Below are 18,876 nucleotides of genomic sequence, written 5' to 3' on the forward strand. Positions count from 1 at the left end.
TACAAACATTTCATTCAAGAATCATTTAATCAAAGGGAGAGAAGAGAGATTATGAGATTTTTTCGTTTGAAAAGTGCTTTGACCCTGCTTATTCTGACTGCTATGGTGGTTGCAGCAGGCTGTAGCAACAATACAGCGGCGGAGAAGCCGAGTAATGGTAATGATACAGGGGCAGCAGCAACTTCACCTGTAAAGCTGACTTGGTGGCATTCAATGTCCGGCAACGGTGAAAAAGCGATCAAGCAGATTGCTGCTGACTTTAACGCTAGTCATAAGGACATTCAGGTAGAGCCAGTATATCAAGGTAAATATGATGACAGCTTGAACAAGCTGAAAGCGTCGCTTGGTTCTAATAGCGGACCAGACATCATTCAAGTATACGAAATCGGCAGTAAATTCATGATCGACTCCAAAATGATCACGTCTGTACAACAGTTTATTGATGCGGATAAGTTCAATTTGTCGCAGCTTGAACCGAATATTACACGATACTACACGATTGATGGCAAATTGAACGCCATGCCGTTCAATACGTCAAACCCGATTTTGTATTACAACAAGGATGCTTTCAAAGCCGCAGGACTTGACCCAGCTAATCCTCCGAAAACGTATGATGAATTCGAAAAAGCTGCCAAAGCCTTAAGTAAGGATGGTAAATCTGGTGCATCCATTGCCATTTACGGCTGGTTTATGGAGCAACTGTTTGCCAATCAGAACGCGGACTATGTGAATAATGGCAATGGACGTGAGCAAGCAGCTACGGAATCGTTGCTGAATTCGGATGCCGGTGTAAAAACGCTGACATGGTGGAAGAAAATGATCGATGAAAAGGTCGTATCCAATTTGGGACGTAACTCGGACGATACAGCGAAAGCCTTTTCCGCAGGACAAATTGCGATGACGCTGGATTCTACCGCTTCGCTGCGTAATATTGTGGAGCAGGTTGGCGATAAATTCGAAGTAGGCACAGGGTTTCTGCCAAGAGCCAATGAAGCAAAAGAAGGCGGCGTAGTTGTAGGCGGCGCGAGCTTATACATCATGAACAACAAACCTGAAGCCCAGCAAAAGGCGGCATGGGAGTTCATTAAATTCGTCGCTTCCCCAGCAGTGCAGGCACAATGGAGTGTGAACACCGGGTACTTCCCGATCACGAAAGCAGCTTATGACGAGAAGGTACTCAAAGATAATATGGTAAAATATCCGCAATTCCAGACAGCGGTTGACCAATTGCATGCATCGGCACAATCCACTGCTACACAAGGCGCAGTAATGGGTGTATTCCCAGAAGCGCGTCAGATTGTTGAAGGTGCGATTGAGGCTGTTCTGAGTGGCCAGCAACAGCCAAAACAGGCTCTGGATCAAGCTGCACAAGAAATTACAGGCAAAATTGCGCAATACAATCAAACGGTGAAGAAATAATCGGCCCTCCCTTAAAATCGACTGATAATCCGTAGATGTGCCCCCTTATTAGCCGATTTTATGAAATAACGGATCGAATGAGTGACCCCCTCACTTATTCGATCCGTTTTTGCATTTTCATTTTAGAATAATCGTTTAGACGAAGTGTCTAAAATGGTCATTTTTGCACATTTCCTATTGCTGGATAACTGAAAATGGGCTTATAATAAATACATAATTTTTGTACTGGACGGTCAGTTCAAAAAAGGAGGAAGCATGAAACAGCAAACGAAGGAAATTATTTTTAACGGCGCACTCAAGGCTTTTTCCGAACGAGGATTTAATGATACAAATATGGAGGAAATTGCCAAGGTATGTGGCATAGCCAAAGGAACCCTGTACTACAATTTTAAAAACAAGCAAGAATTGTACATTTACATTTTGAAGATGGGAATGGAACGTTTTGTCCAGGATATCCATGAAGCGATGGCTCAAATTCCTATGGATCAGGTAGAAGTGAGGGTTCGCAAGCTGATCCAAGTACATATTGAGTTCATTGGGAGAGAGCCGGATTTTTGCCGTCTACTGGTCAGTAAGGGATGGGTCTCGCAGGAACAGCATTTTAATATTAGGCAGGTGCTGGCAGACTATTTTGATTTTATGGAGGCAGAGATTGATTCCGGCAAGTTCTATGGAAAAATTTCGAGTAAGCTGGATGCAAAAACGACTGCAAATTGTTTATTCGGCATTTACATTTTTACTCCAATGCGGTCGATGGTATGGGGCGAAACGATGAATCTGCAGGAAGTTCGTGAAAGTACCGAAGTATTTGTATGTAACGCGCTGGGGATGCAACATTAAATAGACAAGTGGAGTGATGAGAACATGAAAGCCAAAAAATATGCGATTTACATCGTACTTATTATTTTAATCGCTGTAGGAATCTATGCTTTGACTGCTTTCCCACGAGGGAGCAGCAGCTTATCCGCAGATGAATCTTCTTCTATCCCTACGGCTTATGTAGAATCCGATACGCTCAATGCCAGCTTTAAGATGGCGGGACGTATTGATCAGATGCTGGTGAATGAGGGCGACAAGGTAAAAAAAGGGCAGGTGATAGCCCATCTGGAAAGCCGTGAGCTGGAAGATAAGGTGAAGCAAGCACAGGCTGCTTTGCTGGCAGCCAAGAGCAATGTGTCCAAAGCGAAAGCCAGCGTATTGCAGGCTCAAGCAGGCGTAGGCCAGGCACAGGCTACCGTGAGCGCCGCTCAGGCTAAGAAGAGCCAAGGTACGACAGCGGTCAGTGTGACTGCTGAGGCTTCCTCCAGCCAGATAGAACAGGCCCAAGCGGCTGCGAACGCCGCCAAAGCGAAACTGGATGCCCTCAAGAGCGGGGCAAGACCGCAGGAGCTTGAGCAATTGCAAGCATCTGTGAAGGTAGCGAAGGAAACGCTGGACCTGACTGTTAAAAATCTGGAGCGTGCCAAAAAACTTCAAGAAGCCGGTGCAGCAACTCAGGCCTCACTGGATCAAGCGACATTGGAACATCAACAGGCAGTGGCCAAGTATAATGCTGAGTCGCAAAAATTGGATATGGCGCGGGAGGGAAGCCGTAAGGAGGAAATTACGGCGGCTGAAGCCCAATACCGTCAAGCCTTGGCTGCAGTGAAGGAAGCACAGGCAGGAGCGGGCAAAGTGGCTGTGCAACAGGAAGATGTCAAAGCTGCTCAGGCTTCGGTAGAGCAAGCGCAATCCGCTGTGAAGGCGGCGCAATCGACGGTAGAGCAGGCACAATCTGCGGTTGAAGGTGCCAATGCACAGGTAGCCCAAGCGGAAGCTGCACTTCAGGAGGCTCAGACCTATTTGGGCTATACTACGCTGCGTGCACCTGAGGATGGGATCGTAAAATCCAAGTCGCTTAGCTTGGGTGAGATGGCTAGCGCAGGATTTCCTGTCTATACTATTGAAACATCCACACAGCGTTGGGCTAAATTCTATGTACCAGAAACGTCTCTGAACGGTCTTCAAGCAGGGGATACAGTTCAAGTTAAATTACTGTCAGGCGGTAAGGAGCTGAAGGGCAAAGTCATTCTGTTAGAATCGGCTGCGGATTTTGCCATTCAAAAACCGAGCCAAAGCTCAGGTGATAAGGATGTCCGTTCCTTTGGTGTGAAGGTAGCATTACCGGATCTTGCGGCTTCCGTTCCAACAGGCTCCACGGTTCTGTTTACAGGCAAAGGGGCGCAGTAATATGCAGGGTTCACAGGAAAGACTTCGTATCCGCGATGTGTTTCGCGAGGAATGGCTGAGTATCTTCCGGGACCGCCGCTTTATGGCTATTCTGCTGATTACGCCAATTGTGTATACGATACTGTTCGGCTTCCTGTATTCGCATCAGCGGATTACCGAGATGCCTGTTACGGTGTATGACGGAGATAATTCGCAGCTTAGTCGCCAAATCATTCAGGCGTTCGACGCGACTGATTCATTTGCCGTTACACGGCAAGTGACCAATCAGGATGATGTAGTCCGCCAGGTAGAGACTGGGGAAGCCAAGGTCGGAATTGTCATTCCAGATAACTTTACCACTCGGCTTAAGCATGGGGAAAATCCACCTGTGCTTACGCTGATTGACGGCAGTAATATGATGTATTCCAATAGTGCCAGTCGGATTGCCAATCAGGTCATTAGTAGCGTGAGTGCCGGAGTATCACTCAATTCCATGAAGCAAAAGGGAATGAACGCCGATCAGGCCGCTTCGACGCTGACTACCATCCCGTTCCGATCCAGAGTGCTATTTAACCCGGTATATGATTATAAGCTTTTCATGCCGTTGGGGGTTATTTCTGCGGCTCTCCAGCAGTGTTTGCTGCTAGGTATTGCGTTGTCTTGCACGCGTGATAAGGAAGCTGGGACTTGGGGAAGATTTGGCGCATGGAAAAACACCCCTTGGCGCTTGGCTATTGCCAAGCTAGCACCCTATTATGCGGCGGGAGCTTTTAATGTGCTGACTGTATTCAGTATTAGCGCTTTATGCTTCGATATTCCGTTTAGGGGACAGGTACTGCCATTGATTTTGGTTTCGCTGGTCTTTAACTTTGCTTTGTGTGGATTAGGGTTCCTGTTCAGTCTCTTTTCCAAGACCAGAGTGGATGCAACACAAACTCTGATGCTCATTGCTGTTCCTTCCTTTATGCTGTCAGGTTATACGTGGCCATTAGAAGCAATGCCCGGCTTCTTGCGAGGGCTTGCTGAAATATTGCCGCTGACGTATTATTTGGACGCAGTACGGAACATTACGCTCAAGGGTCTGGATATCACATACATCTTTAAGGATTTGATTGCTCTGGGCGTCATTGGTTGTGTGAGTCTGCTGGTGGCCTTCGTGATCTATCCGTTATTCTTTAGACAACATCAGACGACAGCACAGCATGCCGATGTGCCCGCTCAAGAAGGGTTCACAATCAAAGGCTGAGAGCAATTTTAAATTTGGATATCAAAAAGGCAGATCGGGAGTAGTCCTGATCTGCCTTCTACTTATTAGTAGCAATTAAAATTGGAAGAAGTATTATTGCGTTTTGAGATCCTCAATAGAATCAATGGGTACATAGGATGGAACGACAAGTCCGGACATAACGCCAGTCATGCTGGTTCCGATGTCATCTACTTTATCCTTGTATTGAGCCCAATAATCAGCATGCGTCAATGGAAGCCAGGCGGCTGCGGTAGCATCTACACTTCCGCCAGCCACGCCTGTCCACATTGGGCCGATTTCCACTTGCAGCGCGGTTACTTTATAGCCCAATTTTTGTTCTAATACATATTTCAATACGTTCGTACTGGCAATTTCCGAATCCCAAGCAGCGTAGCTCAGCTTCAGAGGATCGCCGTTGACGGGCTGCAAACCCTTGATCCATTCCTGTACTTTATCAGGATGCTTATCAGCCCAGTTCTTGGCAGCCTGCTGTGGGGGAGTACCATCTTGAATTGCGATCATCACTTCACCCATATCTTCAGCAGTCCACTTGAAACGGCTTAGAAATTCATAAGCCACAGGAGCATCCTGTTTCAACCCTTTGCGGGCAATGGTATGAATTTCTTCTTTATCACCATAAGCCTTTTTAGGATCTTTTAAGTATTTCAAATCATACTTGTTAAACATCCAGTGAGGAGTCCAACCGGTTACAACGATAGGCTGCTTGGCTTTGATAGCTTTATCCAGTGTAGCGGTCATTGCAGCTCCAGAGCTTTCAAGCAGTTTCCAGTCGGACAATCCATAGTCACTGATAGCTTTAGAAGTCAGCTTCATCAGTCCGGCACCAGGGTCGGTACCGACAATGCGGTAGCCGACCTCCTTGCCAAAGTCCCCAGTAGCGGCGGAGGCTGGAGCCACTTCGGCTCCGTTCCCCTGCAATTCAGTAATTGATTTAACATTCATGTAAGCTGGAACGACCAACCCGGTTTTAACACCAGTCATATTTGCACCTAGGTCGTCGAGTTTATCTTTGTATTTAGCCCAGTAATCCGCATGCGTTAACGGCAGCCATGCAGCCGGTGAGGCATCTACATCGCCACTAGCGACACCCGTCCACATAGGACCTGCTTCAACTTGCAGTGCGGTTACTTTGTAACCCAGATTATTTTCCATAATATATTTCAGCAAATTCGTACTCGCAATTTCCGAATCCCAAGCTACATAGCTTAGCTTAAAGGTGTCGCCATTGACAGGTTGCAGTCCTTGAGTCCATTCCTGAACCTTGTCGGCATGTTTCCCTGCCCAATCCTTGGCAGCTTGCTCTGGACTGGTCCCTTCTTGGATAGCAACCATCATTTCACCCATATCTTCAGCTGTCCATTTGAAACGTTTTAGAAACTCATAAGCAGTAGGAGCGTCCTGCTGCAAACCTTTACGGGCAATCGTATGAATACCCTCAGCTTCACCATAAGACTTTTTAGGGTCTTCCAAATATTTGAGATCATACTTGTTGAACATCCAGTGAGGAGTCCAACCGGTAATAATGATCGGTTTTTTCGCTTTGATGGCTTTGTCCAATGTGGCCGTCATGGCTGCACCGGAACCCTCGACTAGCTTCCAATCAGACAAATTGTAGTCTTGAATTGCTTTAGCCGTCGACTTCATAATGCCTGCCCCGGCATCAATACCAATAATTTTATAATCAACCTCTGCGCCAATCGGATTGGCAGCAGCACTACCTTTACCAGCAGCGGAATGATCTGTTCCAACAAAATATTGAGATGCGCCAGCGATCAGAATAACCGCTGTAACTGCAGAGGTGATCCATACTTTTTGCTTGCTGGATACACGACTTTTGCTTTTTTTTGTCGGTTTGAACAGATTTTGTGTAAAGCGGTCAAGTACAATAGCCAGAACGACCACAGCCAAGCCGGCTTCAAAGCCTTTACCAATTTGCAGCTGGGTCACAGCACGATACACAACTGCACCGATACCTTCCGCACCGATCATGGAAGCAATAACAACCATGGACAGTGACAGCATAATCGTCTGATTAATACCAGCCATTAAGGTAGGCAATGCCAGTGGCAACTGTACTTTAAACAGCTTTTGCGCCGATGTTGAACCAAAAGCATCAGAGGCTTCAATCAGTTCATCCGATACTTGCATAATCCCCAGGTTGGTCATGCGAATGGTTGGGGGGATCGCAAAGATTACAGAGGCGATAACACCTGGTACAACACCCAAGCTGAAAAAGGTAACCGCCGGGAGCAAGTACACGAACGCAGGCATCGTCTGCATAAAATCAAGTAAAGGCGTGATAATGCGTGATGCTGATTTACTGTATGCACACCAGATTCCGATCGGAATCCCGATAACAATGGATACAAGCGCAGACGTGATGACCAGTCCGAGCGTGTTCATCGTTTCACTCCAATAGCCGAGATTATCAATCAGCAGGAAGCCGATGACAGTGAACAGTGTAAGCTGCACCCGCCCGATCATAAAGGCGATAATCCCGATGATCACGATGAACACCAGAGGGTGCGGAAGCATGAACAAGCCAGAGAAAAAGCCTACTACCGCTTCAATTACCGAAGAAATAACATTAAACAATCCAGCCAGATGAATACCCATCCAGTCTACAATGGATTGAATCCACTCAGCGATTGGCAGTTTCGGTATCATGGGCATTCACCTCCTTTGTAGTAGGTACATCTCCACTTAGTGCACCCAATAAAGCTCCACGAACGATAACGCCCAGCAATTTCTGCTTGTCATCGACGACAGCCAGTGGCACCTTGGACGAGCTTGTAATTTCAAACAAATCATTAATAACAGTTTCAGCAGGAACCTGCGGTCCGTCCGTGATCAAAATATCTTCAATCTTCAAATTGTTGCGCAGTGCATGAACAGCATCCTCGGCATTAATAACACCCAGTAGCTTTTTGGTGCGGTCAATGACGAATAGATTGGAAATCCCACGCTCCCGCATCAATTCCAGAGCTACACGCGGACCGCGGTCCATAGTGATGGTTTCTGGACGAAGCATGACATGAGCAGCCGTCAATACTTTGGACAGATCCACATCCTCGACGAAGCGGGCTACATAAGAGTTAGCTGGTTGGATCATAATTTCTTCCGGTGTACCAATTTGTACGACCACTCCGTCCCGCATCAATGCAATCCGGTCACCAATCCGCAGCGCTTCATCCAGATCGTGGGTGATAAAGACAATCGTTTTCTTCATTTTATCTTGAAGCTCCAGCAGCTCATCTTGCATGTCACGGCGAATGAGAGGGTCCAATGCGCTGAATGCTTCATCCATCAGGAGAACTTCAGGGTCATTTGCCAACGCTCGTGCCAGCCCGACACGCTGCTGCATACCGCCACTCAGCTCATCGGGCATTTTATCGCCCCAGTTTTTAAGACCAACCAGTTCCAGCGCTGTTTGTGCCTTTTCCTGGCGTTGTGCTTTATCTACCTTTTGAATTTCAAGACCGTATTCTACATTTTCCAATACAGTTCGATGTGGGAACAGGGCGAACTTTTGAAAAACCATGCTGATGGTTTTACGACGAACCTCGCGGAGTTGTTCTTTGTTCATCTTACGGAGATCTTTGCCGTGGACCAGAATTTCACCGGAGGTAGGCTCAATCAAGCGATTTAGCATTCGCACCAAAGTGGACTTGCCGCTACCTGATAACCCCATAATTACGAAAATTTCACCTTGCTTAATTTGCATGTTGGCCTTGTTAACACCAACAGTAATCTGTTTTTCTTTGGCCAGCTTTTCTTTGCCCCAGCCTTGCTCCAGGAGCGGAACACCTTGCTCTGCGTGAGGACCAAAGAGTTTGCTGACATTTTTGACTTCCAAAATCGTCATACATACACCTCTTCTTTCTATACTTTGCTTGGTATTAACCCCATGTTGCATGATGGATTGAGTATAAAAATCATAATTCTGTACATCCTGAACGGTTAATGACAAAATTAATTGTAACAGAAGCATCACTTACATTTCAAACAAAAAAACTGTTCGTAAAGTACGTACAGAAAAAACTGTACAAACTTTCCTTCGATATGCTCCTTCGTTCTTTAGAATGCTCAAACATTCGGAACTTTACAACCGATAGTGCTTTTTTTAAAATAGACAATGAAATATGACCATAACAAAAAGATTTATGTATATCCATAATTTTAAAAGTTTACTATCATTAGCAATTTTGCGAATTATGATTTTGAACGATCATGCTGTTGTAATATAGACAGAAGCTTTGCTTTTGAAACATTTCATTCGTATTGAAAGATTTCATATAATGCGTCAAAGCTAATCCTTTACGGGTAAGTCGTTCATACTAGGTTGTGCAAAATGCTCTAAAATTAGGAGGTTGCAAGCATGAGCTTGTACCAGTTAGGTGATGAGCAGCAGGCGTCGCTGCAAAAAATTCGCAAACGTGTCATAGAAGCTATAGGTAAAAACATGGACCTATATGGGATCACTCTGTCTGCGGGGCATTTGTACGGTTTGCTTTTTTTTGCGGATAAACCGATGACGCTGGATGAGATGGGCCGTGAAATGGAAATGAGCAAAACGAGCATGAGTACAGGAGTTCGAACGTTGTTGGATCTGAAAATGGTGAACAAGGTATGGAGCAAAGGCTCACGCAAGGACTTGTATGAAGTCGAGTATGACTGGTATCAAACCTTTACTGACTTCTTCGCTATTAAATGGAGAAAAGCAGTAGAAACAAATTTACTCGTACTGCGCAAAGCCATTGAGGAACTGGACAAATTGATGGCACAGGGTGAAGAATACGAGGAATTTAAGACCATTCTTCAGCAAGACCGTATGAAAATGAAGCAGGCCGTGGCTTATTACAAGTGGCTAGACCGATTGATTGATTCGATGGAAAGCGAAGAAATTTACAAGCTGATTCCGAAAGAAGAGGTTCAGGATTAAGCAAGATCCACTCATTCTGTCTACAAAATGCCGGAGCGCAAAAAGCGCTTCCGGTATTTTTTGGTTTGGTCCTGCGCAAAGGGTATAATAGAGATATGTAAAGATTGATAGTATACCGTTATGTTGAACATACAAAATAAAGGAGGGTTCATGATGGAGAGTAATACAGTACATACTCGTCTAGGTCAATTACGGGGAGAAACGGGGAATGGATATCATGTGTGGAAAGGTATTCCATATGCGCAGCCTCCTGTTGGAAAACTTCGTTTTCACGGACCACAGCCTTTGGAGCCTTGGGAGGGTGTACGGGCTGCGACGAGTTTCGGACCCATCTGTCCGCAACCCATGCCCTCCGCTGAAAGTATGACCGGAAATCTGGTGGAACCGCCGCAGCAGTCCGAGGATTGCTTGTATCTGAACATTTGGACACCGGCTTCGAAGGCTCCTGAGAAGGGACGTCCGGTGCTGGTGTGGATTCATGGCGGTGCCTTTGTCACCGGGTCTGGGATTATACCTTTATATGACGGGGAACGCATGGCGAAGAATGGCAATATTGTTGTAGTTACGATCAATTATCGGTTAGGACCATTAGGATTTTTGCATTTGACTCCAAAGGGAAATGGGCTGACCTCAAATGCCGGACTGTTGGATCAAATTGCTGCGCTGGAATGGGTTCGGGATCATATATCTGCCTTTGGTGGCAACCCGGATGAAGTAACGGTGTTCGGTGAATCGGCAGGCGCGATGAGTATTGCCGCTCTATTGGCGATGCCAGCCGCTGAGGGGCTGTTCCAGCGTGCAATTTTGCAAAGTGGAGCATCGCAGGTGTTGCCAGCTGCACAGGCTGAGCAAGTGGCGGCTGTGTATTTGCAGCAACTGGGTGTGGATGCTCAGCATCCTGAGCGATTGTTTACGCTGCCGACAGATGCGTTGATGCTCGCTATGGCCAAAACACATGAAGTCATCGGACCTGGGATGGCGATGATTTATCAACCCGTTGTAGACGGGGTGACCTTGCCGGATCTACCCCTGTCGGCAATCGCCCAAGGTTCAGCAAAACAGGTATCTGTTATGATTGGAACGAACTTGCATGAAGGGAACTATTTTATCCGCAAAGAATCCCATCTGATGAACAAGCTAACAGCACGTCAGGCATTGGAAATGATGACAGGTATGTCCGACATTGGCGACCTGATAGAACCTTTTCCAGTTACCATTGAGGGACAGGCACAAATGTTGACCGATCTCATTTTTTGGCGTCCCGCGTTGGCTCTTGCCGCTGCACAGTCGGTGTATGCATCGGTATGGATGTACCGTTTTGATTGGACACTGCCGGGCCATCCTACCTTTGGACAAGCGGTTCACGGTGCAGAAATTGCTTTTGTTTTCGATAATCTGAAGCTGCTGGATAAGCTGGGATTAGAGATTCAACCTTCGATGGAGAAGCTTGCTCATGATATGCAGCAGGCATGGGTTGCTTTTGCACGGGATGGGGAGCCTATGCTACCTGAGCGAGCATGGCCGATGTACGACAGGCAACAGCGAGCTACAGCCATTTTTCATCAGGATATTATGGTGGAACATGATCCAGAAGGGGATAGACGCCGCCAGCTAACGGGGCAGATGAGCATATAGGTAAGTACGAGGCATCGTCTAAAGGAATCAACGAAAAAGCCTTCGCCCGTATTTTGTATGCGGGCGAAGGCTTTTGTTACTAAACAGATGCAGTGCTGTTGAGCTTTCGTTGGTGAAATTTCAATAATAGCTGTGGAAGCTAAATCTTAAATCGCTTAACAAGCTCTTGCAGGTCCTGTGCCATGTTGGACAACTCCTGTGAGGAAGAGGCGATTTCCTCCATGGCTGCCATTTGCTCTTGAGCGGCAGCAGAGGTTGTCTGCGAACTGTCCGCCGAATTGCGGGATAGGCTTGCCAAATGGGTGACAGTGGCGGAAACTTCCTCTGTACTGGCAGAGATTTGTTCAGCAGCAGCGGACACACTTTGAATTTGTTCCACGATATGAGAAGTAGAGCGTTCAATATTCGTAAAAGCACCTTCTGCATCTTGGCTGATTCGTAATCCTTCACCTACCTGATTACGAACATTACCGTTCATCGTAGCGGTAGAGCGTTGAATCAAATCGAGCATCTGCGTAATGATCTGACTGATGGAATCGGCGCTTGCCTTGGACTGTTCCGACAGCTTGCGTACCTCTACAGCGACTACGGCAAATCCACGTCCAGCTTCGCCTGCTCTGGAGGCTTCAATAGATGCATTCAGGGACAATAAGTTAGTTTGCTTGGCAATGGCAGCTATAGCCGCATTCATTTGCTTCGCATCGTCCGAGAGCTGTGATAGCTCATCCATCAGGCTAGCCGTTTGGCTTACAGCTTCCAAAATGCGGTCCATTTGTGTCCGCACATGGCTGATCATTTGACTGCCTTGAGCTACGTCCTGCTCGGTTTGTCCTGCTGAATCCACGATGGAGCTTGCCGATTCGGCAATCGTGCTGACACCCTTCGCCATTTCTTCAACAGCATTGGCGGTTTGCTCGGATGCCTCGGCGCTGGTCACTGCATTTTCCGCGGATTCCATAACTGTTTCCGCTACGTGTTGTACGGACTCCGTCGTTTGCTCTGTGCTCTCCTTGATTATCAGGGAAGAGGAAGCAAGACGGGAGGAGGTTTGGTTGACTTCGGAGACCATTGAATGCAAGGAATGCGTCATCTGGTCAAAATTCTGTGCCAGCTCGCCGAACTCGTCCTTTCTAGACAGATTAACACGTTCGGTCAGATTTCCATCACGGACGATCCGTGTTCCTGCTTGCAGCTTTTTGAGTGGGATCAGGAATGAGCGGACCATAAGCACTATGATGATCGCAGCGGCCAGTATGGAAATAACAATTACAATCAGGCTTTGCTTCAGAATCGGTTGGGCTGCATCACTGTAATCCTCCAGATCCGATAGTGCAACAATGTTCCAGCCAGTGAGAGGGTCCTTAAGTGTAAAGGCCAGTACGTCCCGATTCATAAATTGAATTTGCGACACGGAAGGAGTATCATTTTCACCGGTTGCCGCCACTTCGGGAAGGCCCTCCATGGTGTCAGCCGGTTTTTTGCCTGTCTTGGTAAAGGCTGTTCCAGTCCCAGATACAACTTTATGATCAGAATCAACAATGATGAGTCCTCCGCGTTCACCTATCTTCACAGATTGGAGACTTTCACCCATCTTGTCCAGATTCAAAGCCAATGCAACAGCTCCTTCACCGTCCTTGAGCGTTGCCGATACATTAACCACTAAGTTTCCTGTCGTAACGCTGGCAACTGGAACGCCGACGAATACCTTGCCCTTATGTAGCATTGCGTTTTTGTACCATTTTCTCTCCCTAGGATCATAATCAGCCTCCTTTTTTATCGGAGAACGGATATATTGTCCTTCCATATTGCCAAGGAGCGCGGCATCTAACTCAGGATGAGCTTTGACGATGACGTCCAACTTTTTCTGAAGTGCTTCTTGGTTGGAACCAATGGAATCAGATTCGATCTCACTGGTAAGCACGTCTACGTCTTTTATAATCGGTGCTACATACTGATTAACATTGCTTCGGATCAGATACAGATTCGTGTTTACGGAAGCAGCCATCTGCTGACTGAGCTGTGTCGTGGCCCCCTGGTAAGAAAAGTATCCAATAAGTACGCTTGGAATCAATAACACAGCCAAAAAAGATATTATTAATTTTGTCCTCATTAAATAAAACTGCTTGAGAAACCTGTTCCACCACGGAACTGTTTGTTTTGCTTTAGTCATCGTTTTTTCTCCTCTGTGTCAGATGATCACTACATAGTTTTATTCGACATAAATCGACTAATTTTATAGATGTAATCTTTAAAAACAAGGAATAGTACACTTTTTTTGAAAAAATAGGTCTTAGGAACTAATGTTAATATGAATATGAATACATAAAAAGCCAAATCAGAGATGCAAAAGCATCTTCACGATTTGGCTTGGATGAGCATGAAAGAAGATTAAGCTATTAATTTTTCTGCTGACGAGAAATCATAAAGAGTGTAATCCAGATCAGCATAAAACCAGTCAATTGCGCTACGGTAACGATTTGCTGGAAAGCGATCCAGTTAATTACGACACCAACCATGGGGAAGCTCAATTCTGCCATCGTAGCATAAGAAGCTTTGGTTGTACTTAAGCCTTTGTAATACAGTAATAAACTGAGAAGACCCGGAAGCAATGCTTGCAGCAGCAAGTTGATCATTACAGCTGCGCCCGCCCATGTACCTGTAGGCATATTCCACGGAGCATGCTCCACCGAGGTGAGAACAATGAGCAGAGGGAGCGCCACCATGAAGCGGAGGGAGGTTACTGTCTCATATTTCATCGAACGAAGCAAGTAGCTACCCATAACGGTCGAACCGCCCCACAGAACCGCTGCACCTAGTGCGAGCAGACTACCAATGTGAACAAAATCATGAACATGCCCAAAGGGAAGCGACCAACCGAAGGTTAGAAGATACGTTCCGAACAGAGCGATGACAATTAATATTCCAAAATGACGCGGTAGCATTTCCTTCAATATAACGCGGGCCAGAATAATGGCGACCAAAGGCTGAAGCTTCTGGAGCAAAAGAACTGCATTCAGATCACCGTTGCTGAGTGCCATGGTGAAAATCACACTGGCCAGTGCCGAGCCGCCCCACGAGACGAACAAAATAGCGAAAACCTGACGAAATCGTATCGTTTTGAGCTCCTCGCGATGCTTCCACAGCATCGGCGTCAGAGCGATAAAGAGCAGCACATGCTCCATCAGTACGATTTGTGCTGAGGTGAATGACTTTAACAAAATAATACGAAACAGCGGGTCTGCACCCCACAAGGCCGCTCCGATCGCGACTAGCCAAAAACCGCTTTTCATGTGGGAGCTACGATCAAAACCTTTGGATGATAGTACAGTTGATGATTGACTCATACTTATTTAGCTCCTTGCGAATACAGGACCGGTGGCACAAAAACCCCCGTCCATGGCGAAAGCCATGCAAGACGGGGGTTGATCAAATAAACTTGCCGTTTGATACAAGTTAAATGAAGTTACTGCAAAAACTATAGCGCAGCATTCATTCACTTTGCGGCATGTTCATACTTCGATCTTCTTCCATCCGGACTTTACCGTCGGCTTTGGCATCTCACCAAATCAGTCCGTATCCTGTTGCCAGATACAGAGTCGCGGGCTTAGCTCCATGAGCCATACCGCCGGTTGGGAATCTCACCCTACCCCGAAGATCCTTATTCCGTTTTTTAATTTCTCCTATAGGATATACCTGTTTTAGAATGAAGTCCAGTGAAAAATGTGTGTATATCTAACAAGGATTTTCATCTTTTTTTGAAAGCGTTTCACTAAAATCTATATTACTAAGCAATATCCTTATACTCAATGCGCCGAATTGCCGCATAAGCCACAATCATTCCCAGCACAGAGAAGCTGATTTGCACGGGGGCAATGGAACTAAGTGTAGCGCCGTTATTATTGGAGAAAAGCAAGGCTACAACCAGAATTGAGGTCACAATAGTCGTGGGTACTGAGTATCTTCGCATTCCCATATACAGCGGAACCAATCCCATAAAGCTGGCGGCCACGGCATTGATTAGCGTCCGCGCGGATTGTTCGGCCAGTATGGAAAGAGTAAGCTTATCCGGTACAATCATGACAAACTGGTTGAGCAAATGAATCGCAGCCGTAATGATGATTTCCGATATAACAACAGACAAGAACGTAAACAGCAGCACAATCAAGAGTTTGGCGATCATCAGCTTTTGACGATGAATCGGATACATGAACAAGATTGTAATCGATTTGGACTTAAATTCTCCTACAATAAAACGGCATAGCAGAACGGAGGCAAATACAATAAATGTGGCTCTCACCATATTGTCCATGAGATCAAGAAGCTGAGCGTACTGTGTAAATTCGGGTACTCCTTCATTTTGGCTATCCAGCGCAATAATACAGAGCAACCCCAAAATACAGGCGTTGGCGATCAGTGCTGAACGGATATAACCCGCCAGATGAAGCTTTTTCATCTCCAACTGTATTAATCTAAGCATGGGGCTCACCTCCATGTAACAGACGTAAAAAGTAGTCTTCCAGCGTACTGCTTTTCTGATGAATGGAATCGACTTCTACATCATTTAAAATGAGCGTTTTCGTAATTTGCTTCTGCGGTACACTCATATCGTAAATACGTATACTCTGTTCATTGAGTACCTTTATATTATTCAGACTCAGATGATGGGAGAGGACGTAGGCCGCTTTTTTACAATCGTTGGTCGTAAATTCGATGTATTCTGTATTGGTATCCCGTACCTGTTCCATCGAAACTTCCTCAATCAGCCGTCCGTGATTAATCACGCCTATTGTATCCGCAATCTGCTCTATTTCCGCTAAAATATGACTGGATACGAGCAGCGTCATCCCATATTCCTTGCATAACATGTGGAATAACTGCCGAATTTCCTTAATTCCCACTGGGTCCAGACCATTAATTGGTTCATCCAAAATGAGTAGCTCTGGCTTGGTCGCAATGGCCCGGGCAATCCCGAGACGCTGCTTCATTCCTAGTGAAAAGTCTTTTACTGGCTTGTCACTCGCATTCCGCAAGTTCACTAATTCTAGCGCATCCCGGACAGCCTGTTTATTATAATAGCCCATGTATTCACAATGAAGTTCGAGATTTTGCTGAGCCGTCAGTCTATCATAAAAAATTGGGTATTCAATAATCGAACCCATCCGTCCGAGCAGATGATAAGAGTTTGGCGTTAGCTTTTCACCGAACAGTTCAATCTCACCCGATGTCGGCTTGAGCAGGTTGGTAATCATTTTCATGATCGTTGTCTTGCCCGCCCCATTGGGACCGAGAAAGCCATAGGTTTCCCCCTTGCGCACATTCATACTGACCCCTGCTACAATTTCATTGCCCTTCATGGCTTTGGTCAGCTGATGTGTACGTAATATGTAAGTCATGGGTGTTCTCCCTTCGTGTGCTGTTGATAATTCAAGAATAAAGGGCGAAATGTTCATTTTTCTTTCGTAATCCTTACAAATTTATTAAGTTGAGCAGCTCGCTTAATAGTTGATCTTCTTCAAGGTAAAAGAGAAGACGGTCTGCTCATAAGGTTTGCTGGTCAATTGCATCTCTCCATTCATGCATTCAACCAGGCGCTTGGCAATCGTAAGACCCAGTCCACTGCCCTGTACCGCCTTATTACGGGAATCCTCAAGTGTGTACATGCGTTCAAAAACCTTATCCTGCTCCGGCTCCTGTATGCCTTTTCCACGATCCCACACTTCTATACGCACTGTATCCTGCTGTTCTGACAGCGTCAGGCCTAGCGTTCGACCCTCTGCCCCGTAGCGAATGGCATTTGAAATCAGATTGCTCAGCACCCGCCCAATGGCTCCTTCGTTCCCCAAGGCATAAATGGGATGCTCCGGAATGTCAATATGTACCGTAAAACCCTGAGCCGTCAGCAGATCATAAAACTCCAAAATGCTGCGTCTGCACAGTTCTCCTATCTCCAGTCGGGTCAGTGGAATATCCGTATCGTTGGCTTCCAGCTTCGCCAAACTAAAAAAACTTCCGATCAGCTCAATCGCTTCGCTTGTCTTTTGATGAATTCTGGATAGCAGCTTTATACGTTCTTCTGACGAAATATCTGGATCGCCATCCAGCATCTCGGCATAACCAAGCACAACGGTAAGCGGGGTCTTGAGATCGTGAGAAATATTTGAAATCATTTTGCGCATAGCGATTTGGCTCCGGTTGTAATCGGCTGATACCCTCAAATTTAAGTCTAGTAGCCGGTTGATCTCCGTCATGAGTCGCTGCAGTTCAACGTCACCTGTGACATATAGCAGCTTTTCCGCATGATTCACGGTCACGATCCGCTCAAGTAGGGTTCGGACATTCTTGATTTTGCGCTTATAGGCTACACGTTCCCGCCAAAGCCATATGATAACGACGGACATCATGAGGACGACAATCCATTCGAAAATGATTTCGATGCTCATATCAACCATTCTCCCATTTGTAGCCGATGCCCCACAGCGTCTTAATGTGGACAGGGTGAGAGGGATCTTCTTCAATTTTCTCACGTAGGCGGCGAATATGGACGTTAATCACATTCTCATCACCCATATAATCGTCTTTCCAAATAAATCCGTATAATTGAGCTTTCGTAAAAACCCGGTTCGGATTGGATGCAAACAGCTTCAGAATATCGGATTCTTTGGCTGTTAGCTGAATTTCATTTCCATCGCGTATGACTGTAAAATGATCAAAATCAATGCGCAAATTTCCATAGGTCAACACTTGTGCTTGCGGCTGTTCCTCCTGCTGTTGCAGACGAGCATAGGTAGTCGATCTGCGGATTGCGGATTGAATACGCGCCGTCATCTCAAGCATCGAAAAAGGTTTGGCAACATAATCATCTGCCCCGAAGCCCAGTCCAAGCGCTTTATCCACATCACTGTCCTTAGCCGACATAATCAAAATCGGCACGGCGCTGCGGGTACGAATTCGGCGGATTACCTCCATACCATCAACCTTTGGCATCATCAGATCCACGAGTACGAGGTCATAGTTATGCCGTTCAAAGGTATTAAGTCCTTCTTCTCCGTCATAGGCGGTGGTTAAATTGTAGCCCTCCTTGGTGAGTGCTTTGAGCAGCATTTCAGCAATGGATAGATCGTCTTCAATAAGTAAAATATGCTGTGACATAGGTGTGGAACACCCCTAATTTTTAGATTAAGCTCGTGTGACGAACTGTACCTGAATTATATAGAGCGGTGAAGGGGATTTCCATAAAAAATATCCACTAAGAAAACGAAAATGCCCTGGATTGTCCCGAAGGAGCTACGTTCAACAGTGTCAGGTAATTAATCATTCCCCTATTCTATACTGAAATAGTCTATAATCCGATGTTTGGAATACGGTGTTATAATTTCCGGGGCAAGCCTAGTGTGAGAGATTAGGG

The 18,876-nt window shown here is 46.1% G+C and carries 14 protein-coding genes and 1 riboswitch; of the genes, 6 read left to right on the forward strand and 8 right to left on the reverse strand.

Going from position 1 to position 18,876, the window contains the following annotated elements; genetic code table 11:
• The first annotated feature begins 51 nt into the window (after nt 1-51).
• From ACH59B_RS06410 to ACH59B_RS06425, 4 genes are all read left to right on the forward strand, one after another.
• Complete coding sequence (locus tag ACH59B_RS06410) at nt 52-1,419, forward strand: ABC transporter substrate-binding protein (protein WP_404303510.1); 1,368 nt, start codon at nt 52-54, stop codon at nt 1,417-1,419.
• 255 nt (nt 1,420-1,674) lie between these two features.
• Nucleotides 1,675-2,259 carry a TetR/AcrR family transcriptional regulator gene (locus ACH59B_RS06415; protein ID WP_016821184.1) on the forward strand — a complete coding sequence of 195 codons (585 nt, stop codon included), beginning with the start codon at nt 1,675-1,677 and terminating at the stop codon, nt 2,257-2,259.
• Nucleotides 2,260-2,283: 24 nt separating this feature from the next.
• Nucleotides 2,284-3,648 carry an HlyD family secretion protein gene (locus tag ACH59B_RS06420; RefSeq protein ID WP_019686543.1) on the forward strand — a complete coding sequence of 455 codons (1,365 nt, stop codon included), beginning with the start codon at nt 2,284-2,286 and terminating at the stop codon, nt 3,646-3,648.
• 1 nt (nt 3,649) lies between these two features.
• A complete protein-coding gene (locus tag ACH59B_RS06425; protein WP_016821182.1) occupies nt 3,650-4,873 on the forward strand; it encodes an ABC transporter permease in 1,224 nt (407 codons plus the stop codon).
• Nucleotides 4,874-4,966: 93 nt separating this feature from the next.
• Here the strand turns inward: ACH59B_RS06425 and ACH59B_RS06430 are convergent, their stop codons facing one another.
• Together ACH59B_RS06430 and ACH59B_RS06435 are read right to left on the reverse strand one after the other, a co-directional pair.
• Nucleotides 4,967-7,561 (reverse strand): glycine betaine ABC transporter substrate-binding protein, encoded by a 2,595-nt coding sequence (locus tag ACH59B_RS06430; protein WP_045244058.1) that lies wholly within the window; start codon nt 7,559-7,561, stop codon nt 4,967-4,969.
• Nucleotides 7,536-8,759, reverse strand: a complete 1,224-nt coding sequence (locus tag ACH59B_RS06435; protein ID WP_017426515.1) for a glycine betaine/L-proline ABC transporter ATP-binding protein — start codon at nt 8,757-8,759, stop codon at nt 7,536-7,538. The genes ACH59B_RS06430 and ACH59B_RS06435 overlap by 26 nt, the downstream gene beginning before the upstream one ends.
• 513 nt (nt 8,760-9,272) lie before the next feature.
• Here ACH59B_RS06435 and ACH59B_RS06440 point away from each other — a divergent pair.
• Nucleotides 9,273-9,836, forward strand: coding sequence for a GbsR/MarR family transcriptional regulator (locus tag ACH59B_RS06440; RefSeq protein ID WP_045244057.1), 564 nt, complete (start codon nt 9,273-9,275; stop codon nt 9,834-9,836).
• Between the two features lie 153 nt (nt 9,837-9,989).
• Nucleotides 9,990-11,471 carry a carboxylesterase/lipase family protein gene (locus tag ACH59B_RS06445; protein WP_045244056.1) on the forward strand — a complete coding sequence of 494 codons (1,482 nt, stop codon included), beginning with the start codon at nt 9,990-9,992 and terminating at the stop codon, nt 11,469-11,471.
• 139 nt (nt 11,472-11,610) lie between these two features.
• On the opposite strand, the gene ACH59B_RS06450 is transcribed toward ACH59B_RS06445, so the two are convergent.
• From ACH59B_RS06450 to ACH59B_RS06475, 6 genes are all read right to left on the reverse strand, one after another.
• On the reverse strand, nt 11,611-13,641 hold the full coding sequence (locus ACH59B_RS06450; RefSeq protein ID WP_404303511.1) for a methyl-accepting chemotaxis protein: 2,031 nt from the start codon (nt 13,639-13,641) through the stop codon (nt 11,611-11,613).
• Between the two features lie 226 nt (nt 13,642-13,867).
• Nucleotides 13,868-14,815 carry a DMT family transporter gene (locus tag ACH59B_RS06455; RefSeq protein ID WP_016821176.1) on the reverse strand — a complete coding sequence of 316 codons (948 nt, stop codon included), beginning with the start codon at nt 14,813-14,815 and terminating at the stop codon, nt 13,868-13,870.
• 171 nt (nt 14,816-14,986) lie between these two features.
• Nucleotides 14,987-15,131: riboswitch (FMN riboswitch) on the reverse strand.
• 124 nt (nt 15,132-15,255) lie between these two features.
• Nucleotides 15,256-15,948 (reverse strand): ABC transporter permease, encoded by a 693-nt coding sequence (locus ACH59B_RS06460; RefSeq protein ID WP_016821175.1) that lies wholly within the window; start codon nt 15,946-15,948, stop codon nt 15,256-15,258.
• The gene (locus ACH59B_RS06465; RefSeq protein ID WP_016821174.1) at nt 15,941-16,864 is read right to left on the reverse strand and encodes an ABC transporter ATP-binding protein; all 924 of its coding nucleotides are present in this window, start codon (nt 16,862-16,864) and stop codon (nt 15,941-15,943) included. The genes ACH59B_RS06460 and ACH59B_RS06465 overlap by 8 nt, the downstream gene beginning before the upstream one ends.
• Nucleotides 16,865-16,966: 102 nt before the next feature.
• Nucleotides 16,967-17,911: a sensor histidine kinase KdpD gene (locus ACH59B_RS06470; protein ID WP_017426518.1), complete on the reverse strand. Its 945-nt coding sequence runs from the start codon at nt 17,909-17,911 to the stop codon at nt 16,967-16,969.
• Nucleotide 17,912: 1 nt separating this feature from the next.
• Nucleotides 17,913-18,620: a response regulator transcription factor gene (locus tag ACH59B_RS06475; protein ID WP_017426519.1), complete on the reverse strand. Its 708-nt coding sequence runs from the start codon at nt 18,618-18,620 to the stop codon at nt 17,913-17,915.
• Nucleotides 18,621-18,876: the final 256 nt, after the last annotated feature.

Source organism: Paenibacillus sp. DP01 (assembly GCF_044784315.1).
Taxonomy (GTDB): domain Bacteria; phylum Bacillota; class Bacilli; order Paenibacillales; family Paenibacillaceae; genus Paenibacillus; species Paenibacillus polymyxa.